This window comes from Micromonospora avicenniae (assembly GCF_900156065.1).
Lineage (GTDB): Bacteria > Actinomycetota > Actinomycetes > Mycobacteriales > Micromonosporaceae > Micromonospora > Micromonospora avicenniae.
Window position 1 is genome coordinate 269,461 of record NZ_FTNF01000004.1, and the last position, 22,248, is coordinate 291,708.

General features: G+C 70.4%; 17 protein-coding genes, 1 pseudogene and 1 riboswitch. Of the genes and pseudogenes, 8 read left to right on the top strand and 10 right to left on the bottom strand.

Annotated features, from left to right (window positions below; genetic code table 11):
* Positions 1–72: 72 nt before the first annotated feature.
* Positions 73–1,872, bottom strand: a complete 1,800-nt coding sequence (locus BXA10_RS08985) for a peptide ABC transporter substrate-binding protein (protein ID WP_076469669.1) — start codon at positions 1,870–1,872, stop codon at positions 73–75.
* A 295-nt stretch (positions 1,873–2,167) separates the two neighbouring features.
* On the opposite strand from BXA10_RS08985, the gene BXA10_RS08990 reads away from it, so the two are divergent.
* Genes BXA10_RS08990 through BXA10_RS09000 form a run of 3 tightly spaced genes read left to right on the top strand, consistent with a single transcriptional unit; the run spans position 2,168 to position 5,766 of the window.
* Positions 2,168–3,313, top strand: coding sequence for an ROK family transcriptional regulator (locus BXA10_RS08990; RefSeq protein ID WP_076469671.1), 1,146 nt, complete (start codon positions 2,168–2,170; stop codon positions 3,311–3,313).
* A 13-nt stretch (positions 3,314–3,326) separates the two neighbouring features.
* The gene (locus tag BXA10_RS08995) at positions 3,327–4,796 is read left to right on the top strand and encodes a M81 family metallopeptidase (protein WP_076469673.1); all 1,470 of its coding nucleotides are present in this window, start codon (positions 3,327–3,329) and stop codon (positions 4,794–4,796) included.
* Positions 4,797–4,800: 4 nt separating this feature from the next.
* On the top strand, positions 4,801–5,766 hold the full coding sequence (locus BXA10_RS09000) for an ROK family protein (RefSeq protein ID WP_076469675.1): 966 nt from the start codon (positions 4,801–4,803) through the stop codon (positions 5,764–5,766).
* A 32-nt stretch (positions 5,767–5,798) separates the two neighbouring features.
* On the opposite strand, the gene BXA10_RS09005 is transcribed toward BXA10_RS09000, so the two are convergent.
* On the bottom strand, positions 5,799–6,257 hold the full coding sequence (locus BXA10_RS09005) for a hypothetical protein (RefSeq protein ID WP_139337932.1): 459 nt from the start codon (positions 6,255–6,257) through the stop codon (positions 5,799–5,801).
* Positions 6,258–6,458: 201 nt separating this feature from the next.
* Here BXA10_RS09005 and BXA10_RS09010 point away from each other — a divergent pair, with 201 nt between their 5' ends.
* The 3 genes from BXA10_RS09010 to BXA10_RS09020 all read left to right on the top strand — a co-directional run bounded on the left by BXA10_RS09010 (position 6,459) and on the right by BXA10_RS09020 (position 9,146).
* The gene (locus tag BXA10_RS09010) at positions 6,459–7,130 is read left to right on the top strand and encodes an acetoacetate decarboxylase family protein (RefSeq protein ID WP_245828184.1); all 672 of its coding nucleotides are present in this window, start codon (positions 6,459–6,461) and stop codon (positions 7,128–7,130) included.
* A 268-nt stretch (positions 7,131–7,398) separates the two neighbouring features.
* Positions 7,399–8,085 (top strand): SDR family NAD(P)-dependent oxidoreductase, encoded by a 687-nt coding sequence (locus BXA10_RS09015; protein WP_076469679.1) that lies wholly within the window; start codon positions 7,399–7,401, stop codon positions 8,083–8,085.
* A gap of 248 nt (positions 8,086–8,333) precedes the next feature.
* Positions 8,334–9,146: an SAM-dependent methyltransferase gene (locus BXA10_RS09020; RefSeq protein ID WP_076469681.1), complete on the top strand. Its 813-nt coding sequence runs from the start codon at positions 8,334–8,336 to the stop codon at positions 9,144–9,146.
* Positions 9,147–9,204: 58 nt separating this feature from the next.
* Here BXA10_RS09020 and BXA10_RS09025 read toward each other — a convergent pair whose 3' ends face one another.
* Positions 9,205–10,170, bottom strand: coding sequence for a LysR substrate-binding domain-containing protein (locus BXA10_RS09025; RefSeq protein ID WP_217696743.1), 966 nt, complete (start codon positions 10,168–10,170; stop codon positions 9,205–9,207).
* Positions 10,171–10,227: 57 nt separating this feature from the next.
* Here BXA10_RS09025 and BXA10_RS09030 point away from each other — a divergent pair, with 57 nt between their 5' ends.
* Positions 10,228–10,668 (top strand): YybH family protein, encoded by a 441-nt coding sequence (locus BXA10_RS09030; RefSeq protein ID WP_076469685.1) that lies wholly within the window; start codon positions 10,228–10,230, stop codon positions 10,666–10,668.
* Between the two features lie 102 nt (positions 10,669–10,770).
* On the opposite strand, the gene BXA10_RS09035 is transcribed toward BXA10_RS09030, so the two are convergent.
* The 6 genes from BXA10_RS09035 to BXA10_RS09060 all read right to left on the bottom strand — a co-directional run bounded on the left by BXA10_RS09035 (position 10,771) and on the right by BXA10_RS09060 (position 20,195).
* Entirely contained in the window at positions 10,771–11,652 is an 882-nt protein-coding gene (locus BXA10_RS09035; protein ID WP_076469957.1) for a thioredoxin family protein, read from the bottom strand.
* A 16-nt stretch (positions 11,653–11,668) separates the two neighbouring features.
* Entirely contained in the window at positions 11,669–12,625 is a 957-nt protein-coding gene (locus BXA10_RS09040; RefSeq protein WP_076469958.1) for an alpha/beta fold hydrolase, read from the bottom strand.
* A 425-nt stretch (positions 12,626–13,050) separates the two neighbouring features.
* A complete protein-coding gene (locus BXA10_RS09045; RefSeq protein ID WP_076469687.1) occupies positions 13,051–14,799 on the bottom strand; it encodes an amidohydrolase in 1,749 nt (582 codons plus the stop codon).
* A 177-nt stretch (positions 14,800–14,976) separates the two neighbouring features.
* Positions 14,977–15,074, bottom strand: a riboswitch (glycine riboswitch).
* Between the two features lie 692 nt (positions 15,075–15,766).
* A complete protein-coding gene (locus BXA10_RS09050) occupies positions 15,767–16,420 on the bottom strand; it encodes a TetR/AcrR family transcriptional regulator (RefSeq protein ID WP_076469689.1) in 654 nt (217 codons plus the stop codon).
* 179 nt (positions 16,421–16,599) lie between these two features.
* Positions 16,600–17,598, bottom strand: coding sequence for an MDR family NADP-dependent oxidoreductase (locus BXA10_RS09055; RefSeq protein ID WP_175649144.1), 999 nt, complete (start codon positions 17,596–17,598; stop codon positions 16,600–16,602).
* Positions 17,599–17,747: 149 nt separating this feature from the next.
* Complete coding sequence (locus BXA10_RS09060; protein WP_084752420.1) at positions 17,748–20,195, bottom strand: low temperature requirement protein A; 2,448 nt, start codon at positions 20,193–20,195, stop codon at positions 17,748–17,750.
* 244 nt (positions 20,196–20,439) lie between these two features.
* Here BXA10_RS09060 and BXA10_RS32560 point away from each other — a divergent pair.
* Positions 20,440–21,152: pseudogene (locus tag BXA10_RS32560) on the top strand (glycoside hydrolase family 15 protein); the annotation flags it as partial.
* A 13-nt stretch (positions 21,153–21,165) separates the two neighbouring features.
* On the opposite strand, the gene BXA10_RS09070 reads toward BXA10_RS32560, so the two are convergent.
* Positions 21,166–22,245 (bottom strand): enolase C-terminal domain-like protein, encoded by a 1,080-nt coding sequence (locus BXA10_RS09070; protein ID WP_076469696.1) that lies wholly within the window; start codon positions 22,243–22,245, stop codon positions 21,166–21,168.
* Between the last annotated feature and the right edge of the window lie 3 nt (positions 22,246–22,248).

Sequence of the window (22,248 nt, forward strand, 5' to 3'; positions counted from 1 at the left end):
CGGTTCCTCCTCCCCGGTCGGGGCCCCGGCGGCGCGGTACGCGCCGCCGGGGCCGGGACGATCAGTGATCGGTCACTTCCAGGACCAGTCCTGGAAGTACATGAGATTCATCGGGTCCTGCGGCTCGACGCCCTGCAGGCCGGACCGGTACGCCGAGTTCTGGTAGACCGGGTTCGGCATCCAGAGCACCGGCAGGTCCTTGGCGAGGAAGTCGTTGTACGCCTTGAGCGCGCTCTCGTCACCGGAGAACTGCGTGGCCTCGATGAGCCGGTCGGCTTCCGCGCTGCTGTAGCTGCCCAGGTTCACCGGCGCGCCGGTGGCGAAGAGCCGCTCGCCGCTGGCGAAGGCCGGGTAGTACCAGCTGCCCTGCGAGCCGAAGAAGGACATGTCCCACGAGCAGGTCGCCTCGGTCGGCTTGCAGGCCGGGGTGACGGCGACCGAGTCGGGGACCTCCTTGATGTTCAGCTGGATGCCGAGCTTGGACATCTGCGACTTGATCTCGGCGAACATCTTGGTCGTGGCCGCGAAACCGGTCTGGCTGGTCACGGTGAGGTTCAGCGCGGTGCCGGCGGCGATGCCCTCGCCGCACTGGTTGGCCCCGGTGCCCGGGGTCTGGCAGGTGGTCTGCCCGTCCGGGGTCACCTTCCAGCCGTGGCTCTCCAGCAGCTCCTTGGCCTTGGCCGGGTCGAACGAGTACACGCAGCCGGCGGCGTCGGTGCCGTTGGTGCCCGGCTTGGCCGGCACCGGGCCACAGGTGGGCGCCGCCGTGCCGGACCAGATCACCTTGCTGATCGTCGGCTGGTCGATGAGCATCTGCATGGCCTGCCGCAGGTACGGCTGCTTGAACAGCGCCCCGGTCTTCGGGTTGTTGAAGTTCAGCTGCAGGTAGGTGACGGACCAGCCGTACCAGGGCGAGATCGTGTAGCCCTTGGACTTGAGGTAGCTCTCCTGGGAGACGTTGGCCGCCGGGATGTACCCGTAGTCGACGTCCCCGGCGCGCAGCACGTTGAACTCGGCGTCGTCGCTGGTGAACGGCCGCAGCACGATCTTGGCCAGCTTCGGCTTGTCCTCGCCCGAGTACTTCGGCTGGGCGGCGAGGGTGACCTCACCGTTCGGCACGTACTTCGCGAGCTGCCACGGGCCGCTGTTGACCTTCCACAGCTCGTTGGAGTCGTACGTCTTCAGGTCCTTCGACGCCGCGGTGAGGTAGTCGAAGACCTTCTTGGCGCCCTCCGGCTTGCTGGCCAGGTCGCTCACGGCCGCGGTGGCGGAGTCCTTGTCCCAGGCGTGCTGGGGCAGGGGCGTGATCCGGTTGAGCTGGTTGTCGACGAACCACGCGGTGTTGTAGGCCTGCTTGGTGGTGATCGAGAAGGTCTTGTCGTCCTTGATCGACCACTGCGCGATGTTGTCGGGGAAGCCGCCGGCCCGGTAGGACGCCCACTTGTCCTTGTTCGCGCTGACCAGGTCGTACCAGAACTGGATGTCCTTGGTGGTGACGGGCTCGCCGTCGGACCAGGTGTTGTCCTTGAGCGTGATGGTCAGCGTCTTGCCGCCGTCGCTGACCACCGGCGGCTCAGCCATCGACCGCTTCGGGTCGATGTTGTACTGCGCCGTGCCGTCCAACTTGTACTGGTACAGCGACCGGTACAGCGCCTGGCCGAAGATGGCGTTCTCGCCCTGGGTGAAGCCTGGCGCCGAGATCGGCAGGATCCAGTTGGGCGTGCGGAAGGCGACGGTCGCGGTGTCCTTGCCCTGGCTACCGCCGTCCTTCGACGAGCTGCCGCCACAGGCGACCAGCCCCGCCCCGAGGGCGAGCGCACCCGCTAGCGCCACCGCGCCACGGAGGGCGCGCCCGGGAAATCTGCTCCTCATGAGTCTCCTCGATTGATGTGCACGTGCCCCGCGTCTCCGGGCGCTGGCGGCGTTGCCACAGGTACAGCCGCCTTGTGCCGCTGCTCGACGATCAACGCGGAGAATCTATCCAGGCCGAAGTGCTGAGTCAACGAAAAATTCCCTCTTTATTCGCGAACTTTGGCCACGGTATGATCGAAGTCGGCGAGGCATCGAAAGATGCTCTCCGCGCGGACTCCGGAGCGCGACCTTGCTTTGGCACTGCGACACACTGAGGCTGCGGCGCCGGAGTACCGCCCGAACGAGGAGAGACATCTTGGAACCATCGATCTCCGCCACCTTGCGTGATCAGACCCTCGATCTGCTGGCCAGCGGCGCCGCCAGCTCGCGCGCGGACCTCGTCGAGGCGCTGCAGGTCGCTCCCTCGACCGTCACCACCGTGGTGCGTCGGCTGCTCGAGGAGGGCGTGATCCTGGAGGAGGGCGTGGGACGGTCAACCGGCGGACGCCGTCCCCGGATCCTGCGACTGCGGGAGACCGACGGGTTCTTCGCCGTCGCGGAACTGGGCGGCAGGCACGCCCGGGTGGGGTTGTGCGCCCCCGGCGGCGGGCTGCGCGCGACCGAGGAGGTGGCGATCGACATCGCCGCCGGTCCCACGGAGGTCTTCGACGTCGTCGCGGCGACCCTCGCGCGGCTGCAGACGGCGGCCGCTCCCGGCCAGCCGATGCTCGGGCTCGGCGTCGCCCTACCGGGCCCGGTCGAGTTCCCCCACGGGCGGCTGATCGGCCCGGCCCGGATGCCCGGCTGGAGCGGCCTCGACGCGAGGGCCGACCTCACCGCGCGCTTCCAGGTGCCGGTCCTGGTCGACAACGACGCCAAGGCGGCGGCCATCGGCGAGTACGTCACCCGCGGCCGGGAGTCGGCCGACATGATCTACGTCAAGGCGGGCACCGGCATCGGGGCCTGCCTGGTCAGTGGCGGGCAGATCTACCGCGGTGGCCGTGGCCTCAGCGGCGACGTCACCCACGTACGCGTTGCGGACAGCGGCGAGCGGCACTGCTCCTGCGGCAGCAGGGGCTGCCTGGAAACCGTCGCCAGCGGCGCCGCCCTGGCCCGCGAGTTGGCCGAGCAGGGTTCGTCGGCAACCACTGTCCGTGAGATCGTGACGGCCGTCGGCGACGCCGACCCCACCGTGGTGACCATGGTGCGCCACGCCGGCGGGCTGCTCGGGGTGGCGCTCTCCGGCCTGGTCAACTTCCTCAACCCCGACAGCGTCGTCATCGGCGGCGCCCTGTCCAGCCTCGACGTCTACGTGGCCGCGACCCGCGGAATGCTCTACGAGCGCTGCCTACCGTCCATGACCCAGTCCCTGACCATCGAAGCCAGCGTCGCGGGCCCGGATGCGGCCCTGGTCGGCCTCGGGCACCTGCTGCGCACGACGGCCGACGTACGACCTTCCTGAGGAGCCACCACCCGTGCCACGTCCCCTCCGCGTCGCCATCGGCGGCATCCACATCGAGTCCAGCACCTTCTCGCCCCACCTGAGCACCGCCGACGACTTCGAGGTCACCCGCGGCGATGCGCTGCTGGCGCGATACGACTGGCTCTCCGCCGCCCAGCCCTGGGCCGTCGACGTCGAGTGGATCCCGCTCGTCCACGCCCGTGCCCTGCCGGGCGGGGCGGTGGACGCGCCGACGTACCAGGCCTGGGCCACGGAGCTGGTGGAAAAGCTGGCCGCGGCCGGCCCGCTGGACGGCATGCTGCTCGATTTCCACGGTGCGATGAGCGTCGTCGGACTCGACGACGCGGAGGGCGATCTGGTCACCGCCATCCGCTCGACCATCGGGCCGGAGCCGTTCATCTCGGCGGCGATGGATCTGCACGGCAACGTCTCTCAGGTGCTCTTCGACGCCTGCGACCTGCTCACCTGTTACCGCACCGCCCCGCACGTCGACGTGTGGGAGACCCGTGAACGCGCCGCCCGCAACCTGGTCGAGGCGCTGCGCCGGCAGCAGCGCCCGCACAAGGCGCTGGTCCACGTGCCGATCCTGCTGCCCGGCGAGATGACCAGCACCCGCGAGGAGCCCGCCCGGGGCCTGTACGCGAGGATCCCCGAGATCGAGGACCGCGACGGCATCGTGGACGCGGCGATATGGATCGGGTTCGCCTGGGCCGACCAGCCGCGCTGCCAGGGCGCCGTCGTGGTCACCGGCACCGACGCCACCGCCGCCGCCGACGCGGCCCGTGAGCTCGGTGGTCACTTCTGGGCGGCCCGTGAGGAGTTCGCCTTCGTCGCCCCCACCGGCACGATGGACGAGTGCCTCGACACCGCCCTGACCGCGGTCGCCGACCCGGCCCGGCGACCGTTCTTCATCAGCGACTCGGGCGACAACCCCGGCGCCGGAGGCGCGGACGACGTCACCTTCGCCCTCGAACGGATGCTGGCCCGCCCCGAGATCCGCGACGGCTCGCGCCGGGCCGTGTTCGCCTCGCTGGTCGACCCCCAGGCGGTGGCACAGATCGCCGACCAGCCGCTCGGCTCTCCGGTCCGGGTGACGGTCGGCGGACGGATCGACTCCCGCGACCCGGGGCCGCTCCCGCTCGACGGGATCCTGGAGGCGGTGGCCGACGATCCCGACGGCGGACGGTGCGTCAGCGTTCGGGTCGGCGGCCTCAGCGTCTTCGTCACGTCCCGCCGGATGCAGTACCGGCTGCTCAGCTCGTACACCCGGTTGGGCGTCGCGGTCGACACGGTGGACCTGGTCGTGGTGAAGATCGGCTATCTCGAGCCCGAACTGTTCGACGCGGCCGGGGACTGGCTGCTGGCGCTGACACCGGGCGGCGTCGACCAGGACCTCGTGCGGCTGCCGTACCGGAACGTGGTGCGACCGATGTTCCCCCTGGACCGCGACTTCACCGCGGACCTCGCCGTGGTGACCGGGTGATCGCGTGACTCAGCCCGAAGACCGGTGCGTCCTGGCCGTCGACGTCGGCGGGACGACCATCAAGGGAGCGGTGGTCGACGAAGACGGCCGGTTCCGGCATTCGCTGGTCGTGCCGTCACAGGCGGACGACGACCCGGTCAAAGCCGTCCGATCCCTGTGCCTCCGGTTGCGCGACGACGCGCTGGCCCTCGGCGTCACACCCGCGGCGATCGGCGTGGTCACGCCCGGCATCGTCGACGAGGTCGACGGGGTGGTGCGGTACGCCGCCAACCTCCGGTTCCGCGACGTGCCGTTGCGCGCCCTCATCGGCAACGACCTCGGGCTGCCGGTCGCGGTCGGGCACGACGCGCGCGCGGCCGGCGTCGCCGAGGCGGTGGCCGGAGCGGCTCGCGGGCTCGACAACTTCCTCCTGCTACCGCTGGGCACCGGCATCGCCGCCGCCGTGGTGGTACACGGCATGCCGGTGTCGGGCGCGACGGCCTCGGCCGGCGAGGTCGGACACATGCCGGTCTACCCGGGCGGGGAGCCGTGCAGTTGCGGGCAGCGGGGGTGCCTGGAGGTGTACGCCTCCGCCGGCGGGCTGGCCCGCCGCTACGCCCGGCTCGGCGGAACGCCGGGCTCGGACAGCCGGGCCATCGCCGACGCGGTGGCCACCGATCCGGTGGCCCGCGCGGTCTGGGACGACGCGACCCAGGCGCTGGGAACCGCCCTGGCCACCCTCACCCTGACCCTCGACCCGGCCCGCATCGTCCTCGGGGGTGGGCTGGCAGACGCGGGGGCGCTCTTCTTCGACCCGGTACGCGACGCCCTGCGCGCGGCTCTCGCCTGGCGGAACCCGCCCCCGGTGCTGCGCTCCGCCTTCGGCGCGCAGGCCGCACAGGTCGGCGCCGCCGTCATGGCCCGACGGGAGGCGGGTCTGCCCGTGCCCGACGCCTGGGGCGCCCCCGAGCTCGTTCCTCCCGTCGGGTGACGGCGGATCAGCGGATCCGGGCCGACGGCCGCTCAGCCACAGTTGCCCCAGCTGAACCGGCCGGCGCTCTGCCAGCTGGTGAAGTAGAGGACCTCACCGCTGTACATGACGCACTTGTCCCGGGCGGAGCGTTGGATCGCGGCGTAGTACTGGTAGTTCCCGGAGTCGTAGACCCAGGAACCGCCCTCCACCCGCACCCCGGCGGACACCCCGGTCTTCGAGCCGACGGCCACCGACTTGAGCGTGGCGACGCAGTTGTACCCGGTGGCGCTGTTGTACATCAGGTAGACGTCGCCCACCTTGGTGCCGTCCGAAGCGCTGATCGACCGGTGGCCGTCACCGGCGTAGGCCCACGAACCACCGAAGTCGTTGTTGCACGCCTGCGCAGCGGTGAAGGGGTTCGTCGCGGCCTGCGCCGGTGAGGCCAGCGTCACCGCCGCGACGGTCACGGAGAGAATCGAGATGGCCAGTCGTCGCACCGTTTTGCGCACTCAGTCCTCCAAGGAGTTCAGCGCGAAGATCGCGCACTTGGGCCGCCATGATTCCACAATGGGCGGAAATCGAGGGGGACCGGGCGGAGCGGCCCGGCCGCCGACGCACCGGCCGCATGTCGGTAATCCGTCGTTGTCCGCGGGGCAGGCCGCTCCGTAGCGTCGCGACTACAGACCGATGCCGGGTGGAAGGGGTTCCTCGTGACCGAACTCGTCGCTCCGCAGCTCGTCGTGAACAGCAGGATGCTCTACTTCGGGTGGACGCCGGCCGACCCGGAGGCCGTGGCCGCCCTCGTGCCGGACGGGCTCAAGCCGGCCCCGAACCGTCAGGTCTTCATGAACCAGTACGTCGTCGACGATGCGGGCCAGACCTCCGGCTTCGGCGCCTACTCGCTGACCTACATCGGACCGGACCTGTCCGGACTCGACGCCCCCGACGGGATCACTCCCGGCCGATGGTGGACGCACTACTTCAACTCGAGTCCGGTCGTCCGCGCGTACGCCACCGCCCGCGGGGTGCCGGCAACCGCGGGGACCACCACCATCGAGGTACGGGGCAGGCGGCTGGTCGCCACCACCGAGGCGGACGGCGTACCCGTGATCAGGACGACGGCACGTGTCGGCCGCACCGGCGACGCCGTGAACCAGGGACAGCTGCGCTACCTCACCCGGCTGGACGGACGGTTCGTGAGCGGCAACTACCCGTTCGTGGCGGAGCCCGTCGACCCCTTCGAGGTCGAGTCACTGGAGTTCCTCGAGCCCGACCACCCGGTGTACGCGCTGCGTCCGGCCGAGCCGCTGGAGGTCGTCTGGGGCTTCTACTCACCGCGCGCGTCGTTCGCCTATCCGGGTGGCGAGTCGGTCCTCGACTGAGCTGTCCCCCCGCCGGGCCCCGCCCGTGGCACCGGCTCCGGCGCCACGGGCGAGCCCGTTTCAGCGGACGGTCGCATCGTGGGGCAACCGAGGCAGACCAGCTGATCTCCGCGCGGGAACGGGCGGGGGGGCTCGGCGCGCGTCACCCAGCTGTGACGCCAGCCACCCATGGCCGTCAGCACACCGCCGTCCAGCGGCGCCGACCCCCGCCCGCGCTACTGTCTGTAATTGCCGATCAAGGTATGACCGGTGGGAGGAAAAGGGCTAAATGAGCACGTCCATCATTGTCGGCGGAAGCAACGGACTGGGCCGGGTCATCGCGCAGCACTTCGCGGACCGCGGAGACACCGTCGTCATCACCAGCCGGGACAAGGCACGGGCCGAGGCCGTGGCCGCGGAGATCGGCGGCAACACCCGAGGGCTGGGTGTCGACCTCTCCCAGCCGGGCAGCATCGCCGCCGCGTTCGGCGACGTCACGGAGGTCGACAACCTGGTCATCACCGCCACGAGCCAGACGCCGAACACCCTGGGCGGGTTCGACCTGGACGCGGCCGTCACCGCACTGACCATCAAGCTGGTCGGCTACGCCGAGACGGTACGGGTCCTGCGCGACCGGTTCCGCCCCGGCGCCTCGGTGGTGCTCTTCGGCGGGGTCGCCAAGGACCGTCCGTACCCCGGGTCCACCATGGTCACCACCCACAACGCCGGCCTCAGCGGCCTGGTCAAGACGCTGGCCGTCGAGATCGCCCCACACCGGGTCAACGCCGTGCACCCCGGGATCGTCGGCGACAGCCCGAAGTGGCGCCACGTGCAGAACCACCCGCACCTCGCCCGGACCCCGATCGGGCGGCTGGTGACGATGGCGGAGATCGTCGACGCGACCGACTTCCTCCTGCGCAACGGCGGCATCAACGGTCAGGAGCTGACCGTCGAGGGTGGTGTGCTGGCCAACTGACCCCGACCGGCACCGCGGTGGGCCGGGCGGCCCGGCGAGAGCATCGTGCGTACCCCGGAAACCCGGGGTACGGGTCGCCCGGCCCGGCCGTGCGGCGGCATCCGGGGCTGCGCTCTGGCCCGGCTGACAGGTAGGGTCGCGGTGCCTCCGATGTGGACGCGGTCGGCGCGACAGGTCGCGCAGGACCCGGCGGCAGATCGCGGAGGCGAAGCCCGAGGAACCGTGCGCTACCTACGGAAGGGGCCGGCATGGTTGGTGCGAGCGACGGCGGGACGAGGTCAGCGACCGCGGCCAGGATCTACGACTACTACCTCGGCGGCACGCACAACTTCCCGGCGGACCGCGAAGCCGCCGAGGCGATGATGCGGGTGCTTCCGTTGGGGCCACAGCTCGCCAGGACCAACCGGGCGTTCCTGGGGCGGGCCGTGCGCTACCTCGCCGAGTCCGGCGTTCGGCAGTTCCTCGACATCGGCTCCGGTATCCCCACCGTGGGCAACGTCCACGAGATCGTCCAGCAGGTCGCGCCCGACGCCCGGGTGGTCTATGTGGACATCGACCCGGTGGCGGTGGCGGAGAGCTTGGACCTTCTCAAGGACAACGAGCTGGCCACCGCCATCAGGGGCGACCTCCGCGAGCCGGCGGCCATCCTCACGCATCCGCAGGTCACCGAGCTGCTCGATTTCGATCAGCCGGTCGGCCTGCTGTTGGCGGCGGTGCTGCACTTCGTGCCCGACGACGACGTCGCGTACCGCGCGGTGGACGAGCTGCGCGCGGCGCTCGCGCCGGGAAGCCACCTCGTCGCGTCGCACGCGACCACCGACGACGTGCGGCACGATCAGGACGAACTCGACGTCGCCCACGACATCTACCGGCAGCGGACCGAGACCCCGCTAGGCCTGCGCTCGCGGTCGCGGTTCGAGCGGTTCTTCACCGGCCTCGATCTCGTCGAACCGGGCCTGGTGTGGCTGCCGCTGTGGCGGCCCTCCCCCGACGACCCCCAGTACTTCACCGACGATCCCAGGCGTAGTGCCGGTCTGGCAGCCGTCGGCCGGGTCCCCTAGTCGTCGATCACCGTTACGCCGTGACCTCGTACACGCCCACCAACTGGTGAAACACGCGTTAGTCGTCAGCGTTCGCCGGTGGGTTCCCTGTGTTCCAGTCCCAGCTCGTGATCGTGCTGCGCATCAACCGGGCGGCGGTTGACAGGTGGTTGTCGGCGCCCCAGTAGAGGGTGACCGTGCGACGGCAGTCGGGGCTGTCGACGGGGATCCAGGCGACGGGGGCACGCGTGACGCTGCGGCGGGCGAAGGCGGGGGCGAGGCCGATGCCCAGTCCCGCGCTGATCAGGTCGGCGATGGCGCTGTGTTCGTCGCTTTCGCAGACGATCTTGGGGCTGAGGTCTCGTGCGGCGAAGAGTCGGTCGAGCAGCCGGCGCAGCCAGTGTCCCTCACGGGCGGTGACGAAAGGCTCGTCGGCGAGCTCGTCGATGGTCACAGACGTGCGGCCCGACAGTGGATGGTCCAGTGGGGTACCCACCCCCACCGCCTCCTCGAAGAGCTGTACAGACTCCAGGCCCTCAGCATGGATCGGCTGCGAGGCGACGCACAGATCGACCTCCTGGGCGCGCAGGCGGCGAGCCATGTCCTCGGGCGGCGACCAGTGGAGCCCGATCTCAACGCCAGGATGTGCCCGCTTGTAGGCCGCCAGCGGCCCGGTGAGGGTGAGGAAGGTTTCCGATGCCAGTCTCACGCTGCCCAGACCCTCGCTGGTGGCCTCGGCGACGGCGCGCCGTCCCGCCTCGAGCTCACCCAGAGCCCGTTCGACGTGATCGCGGAAGAGCCGGCCGCTGTCGTTCAGCCGGAGCCGGCCGCCCCGATCGAACAGCGGTACGCCCAGTTCGCTCTCGAGTCGAGCGATGGTCCGGCTCAGCGACGGCTGGGCGATGTGCAGCTCGTCGGCGGCCCGGCTGAGGTGCTCCAGCCGCGCCACCACCAGAAACTGCTTGAGCGGGTTCAGCTCCATCATGCCTCCAGCCGCATAACGCCATAGCAATACTGATCTTGGACAAGATAACGCCTTAGCCATAGCGTCGAATCCGTGAGAAGCGCAGGTTCCACAGTAGGGAGGCAGGCTGAGGCAGCGATGACCGTGCAACGCGAGGTGGACGAAGCCAAGATCCGTCAGCACATCGGCAAGATCGTCGAAGGACTCCAAGGCAAGGATCTCGAGAGCCTGAAGCGGCTCTACGCAACGGACATCGTGTCCTTCGACATTGAGCAGCCGCTCCAGCATGTGGGGATCGAGGCGAAGCTCAAGAACTGGTCCCCCGTGTTCACGTTCTTCGAGCGTGTGACTTATGAGGTTCGCGACCTGACGCTCACCGTGGGCGATGACGTGGCGTTCGGGCACGCCTTCGCTCGTCTCGGCGGCACGCTGAAGGACGGTACGGCGACGAGCGGCATGTGGGTCAGGGTCACGTACTGCCTCCAGAAGATCGAGGGCACGTGGTTGATCGTGCACGACCAGGTTTCGGTGCCGCTCGACATCTCCAGTGGTAGAGGAGTCGTCGACCTCGGGCCCTGATCCCGCCACACCGCTCCCGCCCGCAGACGCGGTGCACTCCGAACTCGTATCCAGGCGCACTGCGCGGCGGCTGCTTCGGCTCCGTGCTCGGCAGGTCCTTCGTCAGGGGCCGAAGGTGAAGGCGTACGCGCGGCACCCGGGTTGGTCGGCGATGACCGTCAGCAGGTGATCGTCGCGTGACGCGCCGGCGACGAGCCGGACCATGCGCGGCCGGTCGACCCGGGCTGTCCCGTCGATGTCGACATCGGCGCCGCGCCGGTCACCGATCGGCTGCCCGTCCAGCAGCACCCGCAGTGTGGCCGGGCCGGCGGACCCCGGCTCGACCACGAGGTTCACCTCGCCAGCGTTGAAGGGCAGGGCGATCTCGCCGGCGCCGCCCGCGACTTCGACGTAGTCGCCACCGTCCCGCCAGTCCCCGGTCAGGTCGAAGGCCCCCGGCAGCCGCCGGTCCACGCCGAGGTACGTCTCCTGCGTCACGTCGGCGTACGAGGGCTGCGTGGTCACCGCGAACGTCGCCGCTTCGGGCGTCACCGACGGCAGTTCGATGTCGGGCTCGGCGTCCACGAGAAGCTGCCGGAGCACCGCCTCGGTGCGGTCGTAATCACCCTCGCCGATCCACCGGGCGGCGCACTTCCCGTCAGCGTCGAAGAGGTACCGTGCCGGCCACGCGATGTTGTCGAGGCCGTCCCAGACCCGAAAGTCGTTGTCGAGCGCGATCGGATAGGTGAGCTGGTGCTCCCGGATGCCCCGGTCGATGTTCCCGGCGTGCTTGCCGAATTCGAACTCCGGCGCGTGCAGGCCGACGACGGTCAGCCCCCGGTCGGCGTACTCCCGGTGCCAGGCCTTGACGTAGGGAGCGGTGCGGATCCAGTTGATGCAGGTGTACTCCCAGATGTCGATCAGGACCACCCGGCCGCGCAACTCGTCGGGAGTCAGCGGCGGCGAGTTCACCCAACGCTGGACGTCGAGCGCGGGGATCCGCATGGTCACGACGGGATCCTCAACCGCCGGCCTGCCCAGCCCGGTACGGGGCCAGGAAGGTCGTCAGCGCCGCGAGCAGCTCCTCGGGAGCCTGTTCGGCCAGCCAGTGCCCGGCGCCGGGGATGACCACGGTCTGCACGTTGTCGGCGAGCGGCATCATCGCCTGCCCGGGGAGGTCACCCCAGTTCTTCTCGCCGCCGATACCGAGCACCGGCATGGGGAGTGGCCGGCTCTTGCGCTGCTCGTTCTGGGCGAGGGCCGCGTCCCAGGCACGGTAGAGCCCGAAGCTCCCACGCAGGACCTCCGGGTCGGAGTAGAGATCGAAGTAGTACCGCAGCACCTGGTCTGGCAGGGGCTCCCCGCCTTGGATGGCGAACTCGTAGCCGTAGAAGATCTCCTCCCGCCCCCGCACCAACTGTTCGGTCAGCTCGTGGTTGACCCGGTTGAACGGGATGTGCCACAGCCGGTTGTTGACCGGCTCGGGAACGAACAGCGGCGGCGCGGACGCTACGTCGGGCGGCCCGGGGATCTCCGCGACGGCCAGACGGTCGACCCGGTCCGGATGATCCGCGGCCAACGCGTACCCGATGATGTATCCGGTGTCATGGCCCACCACTGCGAACCGCTGGTAGCCGAGCGCGTCCATCAACGCCACCAGGTCGTTCCCGAGAGTGGCGCTGTCGTAGCCGCCCGTCGGCTTGTCGGTCAACCCGATACCACGCTGATCGACCGCGACGACCGTGAAGTCCCGGGCCAACGCCGGCATCACCATGCGCCACGCGTACCAGTTCTCCGGCCAGCCGTGCACCAACAGCAACGGCGGACCCTCACCACCGACGACCGCGTGCTGTCGAATCCCACCCGCCTCCACGAACCGGCTGGTGAACGTGTCAGTGAACCCGGCTGGCAGTTGCGGGGCATGCGAGACGGAGCCAGGGCCCTCCGCAACGGGGTACCGCGCCGAAGTCGAGCTCACGACGACCTCCTTCCACCGCCGCTGGCGGAGTCGGCGCACGATGGCCGCCGGCACCTCCGCGTTGCCCGGGCCCGGCCTGGCGGGGGCACCTCCGCCCCACCCGGGTGGCCCCTGCCCTCTGAGCAAGCCGGATCCGCGTGCCGCGTCACGGCATGGTCAGCCTATCCGGGGGCGGGGGCGTACGAGTCGAAACGCTGCTTCCCGGCTGTCACCGCCGACGATCCCCGCTCCGGTCCGCTGGCCACACGAGGACGCCGACAATTGACGGCCGGAGCCACGCTGTGATCATTTCGCGGCGTCCGACGCCGAGCCAGGACCGGTGTGGTGCCGGCAGGCCGCGACACCACACCGGAGCCTGTGGCCCAACGCTACGCGCGTCTGTCGCCGTAGGTCTCGGCCTCGCGCCGAGCGGCGCGCTGCCGGCCCTACTCGAGCGGGGGCAGGTTGGACGGCGGAAGGTCCGGCCCGAGATCCGGAGCGGTCTCGGTCGAGACGATCCGCCTGGGTGGCCACTTGACGCCGCGCGGCGGCCAGGACTGCCCGGTCCGCTCCAGGAACCACTTCGGCGGCTCGTACAGCGGCAACTGGTAGTCGTCCGGCAGCATGCTCTTCCATTTGATCTTGGAAGTGCGCCTGTCGAACTCCTCCTTCATCTCGGCGAGGATGGTCGGCTGGGTCAGGAGATCGACGGTGGTCGCCGCAAGGTACTTGGCGGCGGCCATCATCGCGACGTGCCCCGAGTTCGCGGCGGCGGTGGCGGTGTGGTGCCACGAGTGGTTCTTCGTGCCTCCGGGCTGGTGCGCGGTGCCCATGGAGATGGTGGGCACCTGCCAGCTGATGTCGGCGACATCTGTCGAGCCGCCGCCCATGAAGACCGGCGCCGGAGGTCGGAGCTCACTGATCGTGCTCGAGAATCCGGTCTCCGCCGAACCGTTCGACCTCTGCAGCGCCTTACCGAAGCGCTGGTCGGCCTCGGAGAACGTCGGCGCACCGATCTGCGTCATGTTGGCGTACATCAGCTCGGCGCCGCGCTTGTTGCCGAGCTTGTTCCACACCCCACCCATGATGCGGTGCTCCATCCGGGTGCCGGTGGCCAGGGCGGCCGCCTCGGCGCACCTGATGATCTTGTCCATCAAGATCTTGGAGCGGGCCGGGCTGCCCTCCCGTGCGTAGTACCAGATGCTCGACAGCGTCGGGAAGACGTTCGGCGCCTGCCCTGCCTGCCGGATCGCGTGGTGCATGCGAGCGGTGTGCGCCAGGTCGCTCTCCCGGAGGAACTCGGTCAGCATCGCCATGGCCGTGACCGCGTCCTGGGTGGACCGAGTCTCCAGTGGGGAGCCGCCGTGACCGTCCGTGCCGAGGAAGTGGAAGGCGACGCTGTACATCGCGTTGCCCGAACTCCAGCTGGTGCTGTTGCCGCTGGCCGGATGCCAGTCGACGAAGGCGTCGAGCCCCCGGTAGACCCCCGCCTTCACCGCGACCGACTTACCGACCAGCTGCTCCTCCGCCGTGGAGCCGAAGAACTTGATGGTGCCGTCGAGGTCGCGGGCCTTCATCGCCGCCGCCGTCGCCGCCGCGGCACCCGCGGCCGCGGCACCCAGCGCGCAGTGTCCACAGCCGTGCCCGAAGCCGTACGTCGGTGCGTACGGATCATGGTGGTAGACCAGCGGGTTGTGCTTCGGGTTGCCCTTCTCCTGCGACAGTCCGGGCAGCGCGTCGTATTCGCCGCTGAACCCGATCACCGGCTTGCCGGTGCCGTGGCTGAACGTGGCGACGAAGGCGGTGGGCATGCCGCCCGCACCCCACTCGATGGTGAACCCGTTGGCGGCCAGGAACTGCGCCTCGGCCCACGACGAGTTCCACTCCGCCAGTGAGGGCTCCGCGTACTCCCAGATCCGATCGTTCAGGCCGGCGATGCGGTCCGCTTGGCGGTCGATCCAGGAGACGGCCGCATCCTTGGCCTGCGAGTCGACGGCCAGGTTCGTCGGCGCCTCATAGTTGACGAGATCGGACGGCATCGTCTTCGGGTCCAGTGCGAGGTCGGACGCGGCGGCCAGTGCCGGGTCCGACGTCAGCACGGGGGCGACCGCCAGTCCGGCGCCAGCCATGCCGAGCAGGCCCAGCAGGTCCCGGCGGCTGTACCCGGACGAGTCGAGATGATCGGTTTCGCACATGTGCGACTCTCCTCGATTGAGAGCTGGTCGACCGGACGCCGTTGATGGTCATCGACATGCCCAGGCAGGGGGAATCAGCGATCCGAACATGCGGGATCGCATTGGAGAGTTGGCTGGGGTCGGCGGGTCGGGTGGCATGACGATGTGCCGGCTGACCATCGGACGCGGCGGGCGTCCACCGTCCCCACTGTCTGTGTACCTGAGAGCGTCACCGGCGTGCGCCGGCTTCCCCCTTCGGTGAGCGGCACGCGCCGCTACTCTCCAGTGGCGCCTCGGAGCTGCAGTACTTGGGCCTGTGAGTTTCCGGGGAGGTTGCTCCTTCGGCGCCCTCCCTGGCCAGGGGAAGGACTCTCCTACAGCTCCTCTAACGGCTTATTTGATCCAACGCAGAACGGGGCTGAATGTCAACCCTCGTCTCATGGATGCCCGCGCAAGGAGTTTCGCTGCCGTCGATGTACTCCTTGATCATCGAGGTGCCGGAAACCCCATTACCGATCGGTAGCTGACTATGCGTCCATCCCGTGCCGCGCCCACCCGGCGGTCGCGGCGGGCACTCCGAACAGGAGGGTGAGCAGGAGCGGGCCGCCGACGACGAAAGCCACTCGGGCCGGCCGAGGCACTCCGAAGCGCACGAGCGCGAGGCGCGACCCCCGCACGGTGACGCGGCCCGCAACACCGAGTTTCTGATTGGACTCCGGCGCCGGGTCGGTGATGAGCCGGGCGCCGATCCGCTAGGTGCCGCGCGGGAAATGCGCGCTCAACCGGTCATCCCGGCGCGGCGGAAACCGCTCTGAACTGGACGTCGGTTGATGCGGTGCGGTGCGGACGTGCTCGAGCGCGAACGAACTGCCCAGCGCATTCCGCGCAATTTCGGATCGCCGGACCCGCAGACCCTGGTTTGGCGACCGGCGAGTTCGGCCGCGAGTTCCGGGCCGACCGGGCGTCCCGGGCACTCGCTCCGGCCTGGTCACGTCGCCGCGTCCGGCTCCCACCGCGCCGGGTCAGCCGACGGCAGCAGCGCGGCGGCGGCTTGAGCGGTGAGCCACCGCGCCGCCCGCTCCAGCGACCAGCCACGATCCCGCACGAGCGCGGGCCAGGCCGCCTGCCCCAGGTAGAACCAGAGCACGTCCAGCGCGTCGTCACGGCTCAGGCCGGGGCGCAGGGCGCCGAGTTCGGCGAGCCGGCCGGCCGCCACACCGACGGCCTCCTGGTACGCGCGCAGGATCCGCTCGTGCACCTCGGCCGCGGCCGGCTCCGACTGGCTCTGCGGGAACAGCTCGACGATGACGTCCCAGTGGCGCTCGAGGGTCCGCCGTACGCCTCCTCCCAGCAGCGCCACGATCTCGGCGGCGTCCTCGCTGCGCAGGACGGCGGCCGACGTCTCGGCGACGGCGGGATCGCGGGTGATCGGCTCGATCAAGGCCGCCAGGATGTCGGCCTTCCCGCCGGCGCTGGAGTACACGGTGGGCACCGCCACCCGGGCCGCCTCGGCGATCTCCGACACCGTGGTTCCCGCGTATCCCTTGCGCAGGAAGAGCTCCCGTCCCGCGGCCAGAATCGAGGCCCGGGTCGCCGCCGCGGCGTCCGCGCGCCGCGGCGAATGATATCTGCTCGCCCCCACGGAGAGAATTGTATCGAGGCCGGATCGGGCACTGCCGGCCGGCTCGAAAGGGTGGCGGAGTTCACCGCTTCGTCGACCCCGGCTGGATCTATTCCATTATTGGGTAGAGGTGGTTATCACCAATAAAGTCCGCTTTGATAACCAGTGGCCGTCCACCACCCGAATCGCTGCCGAACGGCTCACGACGGCCATCCCGCCGGGTCCGGCGCGAGCCGGACGGCGAGCTGGCCGATGTTGCCGCCGGCCAGCATCTCGATGAGTGCGCCGGGCGCGGAGTCGAGGCCGTCACGGATGTCCTCCAGGACCGTCAGCTCGCCGCTCTTCTGCAACGCGTGCAGCTCACGCTGCGCCGTGCCCCACCGCGGCAGGTAGTCGGCGACGAGGAAGCCCTGCATGCGCAGGCTCTTCACGATGAGCTGCATCGCAATGTCCGTCATCCCCACAGGCGGGCGGTCCGCGTCGTAGTGGGCGGTCACGCCGCAACAGACGATCCGGCCGTGCCGAGCCAGCAGCGGCAGGACAACTTCGCGTACCGGGCCGCCGACGTTGTCGAAGTAGACGTCCACACCCGCCGGGCACGCGGCACGCAGGTCGTCCGCAAACGACGACGACCGCCGGTCCACTGCCGCGGTGTAGCCCAGTTGCCTCCGGAGGATCTCGTTCTTCTCCGCGGAGCTGGTGATGCCGACCACCCGGGCGCCGGCGGCCCGGGCGAGTTGCCCGGCGATGTGTCCGACGCCACCGGCCGCGCCGGAGACCACGACGGTCTCCCCCGCCCGCAGCTGGGCGACCTCGCGAATGCCGAAGTAGGCGGTCAGGCCGTTACGGCCGAGCAGACCCAGGTGGTGGGACAGCTCGCCGACCCGCTCCAGCGGCCAGATCTCGGACGTGGGCACCACCGAGTACTCCTGCCAGCCCCCTGCCCCGCCGACGATGCTTCCGGGCTCGGGGCCGCCCGGCGGCGCGGCCATCACCTCGGCGATGACAGAACTCGGGATCACCTCGCCGGGGACGAGCTGCCGGCGGTAGGCCGCCCCCTGCATCACGGCCCGGGCGCCGGGGGCGACGGACACGAAGATGTTGCGCAGCAGCACCGCGTCGGCTGGGCGCGGCGGCACCGGCACGACCTCACTGCGAAAGTGCCGCATCGCCAGGGAGCCGGACGGACGTTCGGCCATGACGACCTGGCGATGCGTATTTGGCATTAGCACGTTCAATCTCCTGAATTCGGTGCGGCGGCGGTCATTACACTGCGGCCGACGCGTGAGGAGAATATTCCTGGAAACCGCATTCCCCGCCATTAGCAGAATCACGTTCGGGCCGACCGTCATTTTCCGTCGCCGAACGCGACGCCCGGCGACGGGACGGACCCGCGTCCGATCAGGTGCGCGACGAACAGCGCCACCGTGAGGGCCGCCAGCGCCCACATGATCGGCAGCAGGATCGTCACCGGGGCCAGCGCGGCGACGACCAGGTTGGCCGCCCCCCGACCACCGATCGGACGGTGCGCGCGTCGCCAGATGAGGTGGTCGGCGAGGAGGTAGACGACGACACCGCACGCCAGGGTGACCTGTCCGACCGTCACCGCCACGTGCGGTTCGTGCCCCGGCTTCGGCAGGGTCGTACGCAGCCCGAAAGCGACCAGCACCAGGCCGATGACGAGGAACAGGTGCAGGTACGCGTAGGCGTCCCGGGCCAGGGCGCCGCGTTCGCCGCTGGTGTGCAGTTCGGTGAAGCGCTGCCCGACGACGACGTCACTGCCGACGTAGGTCCACCACAACGTGGAGATCAGGGCGGCGCTGAGCGCGACGGCGACGAAGGTGTACATCGAGACGGGCGGATCGCCGGCGGCGATGCCGGTGGAGATGACCGCCTGACCGAGCGCGATGAGGATGATCAGGTTGTAGCGCCCCATCCATCGGCTGACGGATCGCAACCGCCAGTTGCGGGCCCGGATGAGGTAGCCGCCACCCACGTCGACGGCGATGGCGAGGGCCCAGCACACCGCGACGAACATTGCGAGCGAATCGCCCGCGATGGCCGCGGTCAGCCCCGCGCAGAGCAGCAGGGCTATCCCCACGCCGGTCGGCACGGCGGCCCGGACGACGATGGCGCGCAGGACGACGTCCTGCCGGAGCACCCACCAGAACGCCACCAGGTGCAGGATGCGCACCGCCGCGTACGCGGTCACGACGATCAGCGCCCCGGGTAGCCCACCGGGGACGGGTTCGAACGTCTGGGGTGCGGCGATGCCGAGCATCAGGGTGAGCCCCACCGCGGCGAGGACGACGAGCCGTACCGCGTTCCCCGCGCTGCGGACCGTGGTGGTGAACCAGGTGTAGTTGACCCACGACCACCAAAGCAACGCAAGGACGGCCAGCCCCTGGAGCACCAGGAGCGCCGACGGGTTCCGCGCCATCAGCGCACTGACCTGGATGAACGCGTACACGAAGACCAGGTCCAGGAAGAGTTCCTCGGGGGTGGCGTCGACCTCTCGACCGGCCGTCAGTTCGATGTCGCGGTGCAGCTGCCGGTGGCGGCGTCGAAACACCGTCACATGGGCGAGCACCAGAGCGACCAGGGCGCCGGCAAGGAGGACGAGCGATTCCAGAGCTGTCAGGCCACGGGCCGGCACGATCAGCAGTGCCACCATTACGAGGCCGAGCACAGGGCCGCGGCCGATCCGCCGCGCGGTACGCCACTCGAACGCCACCAGTCCGAGCAGGTACAGGAACACGCCGCCGTAGAGAGCCGCGAGGTCCGGCCCGCTCCAGTGTTCCGCCTCACCGGCCGGCGTCCCGCCCAACGCCTTCTTGAGCCCGAACGCCACCAGGATCAGCCCGCCGATCATCGGCAGGTGCAGCAGGGTGTACGCGGCGCGGGCGCGGCGCGACCGCAGGTATCCGGGTGGGATGGACTCCAACGCCTGTTCACCGGCGGGCGAGGCGATGTCGAAGTACGCCCACCAGAGGAACGCCACGACGAGAAGGCCGAGCGCCGCCCCGGCGAGCATGGACCACGTGATGGGAACAACCCCACCGAAGCCGCGACTCGTTCCGATCGAGATGATCGTCTCGCCGAGCGCGACGAGCATGATCAGATTGTGTCGCTCCGCCCAGTGTCGTACCGACGTCAGGTGCCACGTCCCGGTTCCGATCACCCGCAGCCCGAGGTAGTCGACGACGATCGCGACCGCGAAGAGCGCCAGTTGAAGATTCTCCCCGCCCCACCCGGACGGTAGGTGATGGGGCAGTAGTACCGCGCCCAGCAGCAGTAGGGCGCTGCCGACGAGCGGCAGCCAGGCGCGCCGGGCCGGATAGGACGACCAGCGCGGGTCCGTGCGCCGGGCCCGGGACACGACCAGCAGGGAACCCACCCGGGTCGTCAGGAAACCGACGACGAAGACGAGCGGCCCGCGCAACCCGGAGGAGTCGTCGACGAACGCCTCCGGAATGGCGACCGCGACGAGCAGGATCGCGATGGCCACCGCGAAGACGGCGACCGGCAGGGCACCGCGGTCCAACCGGACCAGGTTCCCCACCCAGCAGTACCCGGCCCAGCTGCGCCAGATGAGCAGCACCACCAACCCGCCGTGGAGCAACCCGTCCAGACCCGGGCGTTCCGCCATGAGGTGGGTGACGTTGATGAAGGCGTAGACGTAGACCAGGTCCAGGAAGAGCTCCGAGCGGGTCACGCCCCCGTGTGTGGCGACCTCGACCCGTCCGCCGGCCCCGAACGCGCGCTGCGAGTCCACCTCCCCACCGCTCTCGTCCACTCACCCACTGTGCCTAGGCGGCGGTGGTTCGGAGGTGGAAACAGCCAACGCTCCGGCGTGCGCCGGACCGCTGTCCGCCGGCACGACGGTGCCGCGCCGGTCTGCTGGCGGCATCCCCCGATCAGGGGTGCGTCGGCACGGCCGGAACCGGTCGGCGCACCGCGGCGAGCGAGTGGGTGAGCCCGCCGGGTGTGGATCTGCCGGCAGCGGGTAGCGCGTTCGGTCGGCGCCGGCGACGGGAGGGGGCGGGCACCACGAGGCGGAGTCGCTGATCTGGGTGAGCCGCTGGGTGACCACGGATGGCGTCGTGGAGGCCCGGGAGGCGCTGCTCTTCCCCGGCGACCCCGGCGGCTGGTGTTGTTGCGCCGGGTCCGCGCGCTGGACCGGGACACGGTCGTCCGCGTCCGGCTCGACCCCCGGGCCGACTTCGGCCGTGCCCCGCTGGTCGACATACGTCGCGAAGCCGGCTCGTGGACGGCCCGGACGGGCGATCTGTACGTGCGGCACAGCGAAGGGGAACGGCTACGTCCGACCGACGACGCGGCGCTCGAGGGCGAGCTGCACGTACCGGCCCGCGGGCGGCACGATCTGGTGCTGGAGGTTTCGGCCGATCCGCTCGACGATCCGCCACCGGACCCCGACGTGCTCTGGCGGATCACTGAGCAGGGCTGGCGCGCGGCGATGCCCCGCCTGACCGGCCGCGAGGCGCGGCGGGATGCCGACTTCGCGTACGCGGTGCTGCGCGGCCTGACCAGTCCGGGTGGCGGGATGGTGGCGGCGGCGAGCACCTCGCTGCCGCAACGGGCCCACGCCGGGCGCACCGCCGCCGCCTTCCTCACCGCGCGGGTGCTCGCCGACGGTGAACGGCTCGCGCCCGCCTACACCGTCGCCGGCGGGCCGGTGCCGCAGCAGAACGACCTGGAATTCCTGCCCGGTTACCCGGGCGCTCCGGTGCGGGTCGCCGCACCGGTCACGCCACCCGGTACGGTTCCGCGCGATCGGCACGGAACGTCAGGCCGTTGCCGTGGCCCTCCAGCGGCACCGGCGCGCTGCCACCGGTGGCCCGTACGGTGCCGTCGAACAGCATCGCCTCGATCCGGACGTGGTCGTGGAACCACTCGATGTGCCGCAGGTTGGGGGTGGCCGCGGCGACCGGCAGGTGCTGGTGCGGCGCGCAGTGCGCGGACACCTCCAGCCCGGCGGCTTCGGCCACGGCCGCCGCCCGGATGAACTCGCTGATGCCGCCGCACCGGGTCACGTCGATCTGGAGGCAGTCGACGTAGGGCGCCATGCGGTGGAAGTAGACGAGGTCGTAGCCGTACTCGCCGGCTGCCACATCGGGCCGGACGTGTTCCCGAACAAGCCCGAGCCCGACCAGGTCATCGGAGCTCACCGGTTCCTCGTACCAGCGCACGTCGACCTCCGCCGCGGCGTGGGCCACGCGGATGGCCTGTTTGCGCTGGTAGGCACCATTGGCGTCGACGTACAGCTCGGCGTCGTCGCCGATGGTGCGCCGGGCGGCGGTCATCCGGGCGAGATCCCTCGCCACCTCGCTCCCCGACGACTCCCCAATCTTGATCTTCACTCGGGGGATGCCTTCTTCGTGCACCCAGCCGGCGAGCTGCCGGTGCTGCCGCTCGGCGTCGTAGGTGGTGAACCCGCCGCTGCCGTAGACCGGGACCCGGTGCCGGGCGGTGCCGAGCAGCCGGGACAGCGGGAGCGCGTGGCGGCGGGCCTTCAGGTCCCAGACGGCGCAGTCGGCGGCGGACAGGGCCAGCCCGGCGATGCCCGGCCGGCCGGCGTTTCGCAGCCGTCGCCGCATCGCCGACCAGAGCGCCGGCACGTCGTCCGGGTCGAGGTCGGCGACCACGGGTGCGAGCAGGTCGGTCACCACCGGCACCACGGCCGGCGGGCCGTACGTCCAGCCGATGCCGGTGCGGCCGTCCGCCTCGGCGCGCACCAGCACCAGGGTGGTGCCGTTCCAGCCCAGCGTGCCGTCACCCTCGGGCGCATCGGTGGGCACCCGGTACGCCTCGGCGGTGAGCCGCACCGC

Excerpts from the sequence above, each read along its gene's own strand:
- BXA10_RS08985 (WP_076469669.1), bottom strand. The coding sequence starts at position 1,872 with ATGAGGAGCAGATTTCCCGGGCGCGCCCTCCGTGGCGCGGTGGCGCTA.
- BXA10_RS09020 (WP_076469681.1), top strand. The coding sequence starts at position 8,334 with ATGGTTGGTGCGAGCGACGGCGGGACGAGGTCAGCGACCGCGGCCAGG.
- BXA10_RS09015 (WP_076469679.1), top strand. The coding sequence starts at position 7,399 with ATGAGCACGTCCATCATTGTCGGCGGAAGCAACGGACTGGGCCGGGTC.
- BXA10_RS09025 (WP_217696743.1), bottom strand. The coding sequence starts at position 10,170 with ATGGCTAAGGCGTTATCTTGTCCAAGATCAGTATTGCTATGGCGTTAT.
- BXA10_RS09035 (WP_076469957.1), bottom strand. The coding sequence starts at position 11,652 with ATGCGGATCCCCGCGCTCGACGTCCAGCGTTGGGTGAACTCGCCGCCG.
- BXA10_RS09045 (WP_076469687.1), bottom strand. The coding sequence starts at position 14,799 with ATGTGCGAAACCGATCATCTCGACTCGTCCGGGTACAGCCGCCGGGAC.
- BXA10_RS09055 (WP_175649144.1), bottom strand. The coding sequence starts at position 17,598 with ATGGCCGAACGTCCGTCCGGCTCCCTGGCGATGCGGCACTTTCGCAGT.
- BXA10_RS09030 (WP_076469685.1), top strand. The coding sequence starts at position 10,228 with ATGACCGTGCAACGCGAGGTGGACGAAGCCAAGATCCGTCAGCACATC.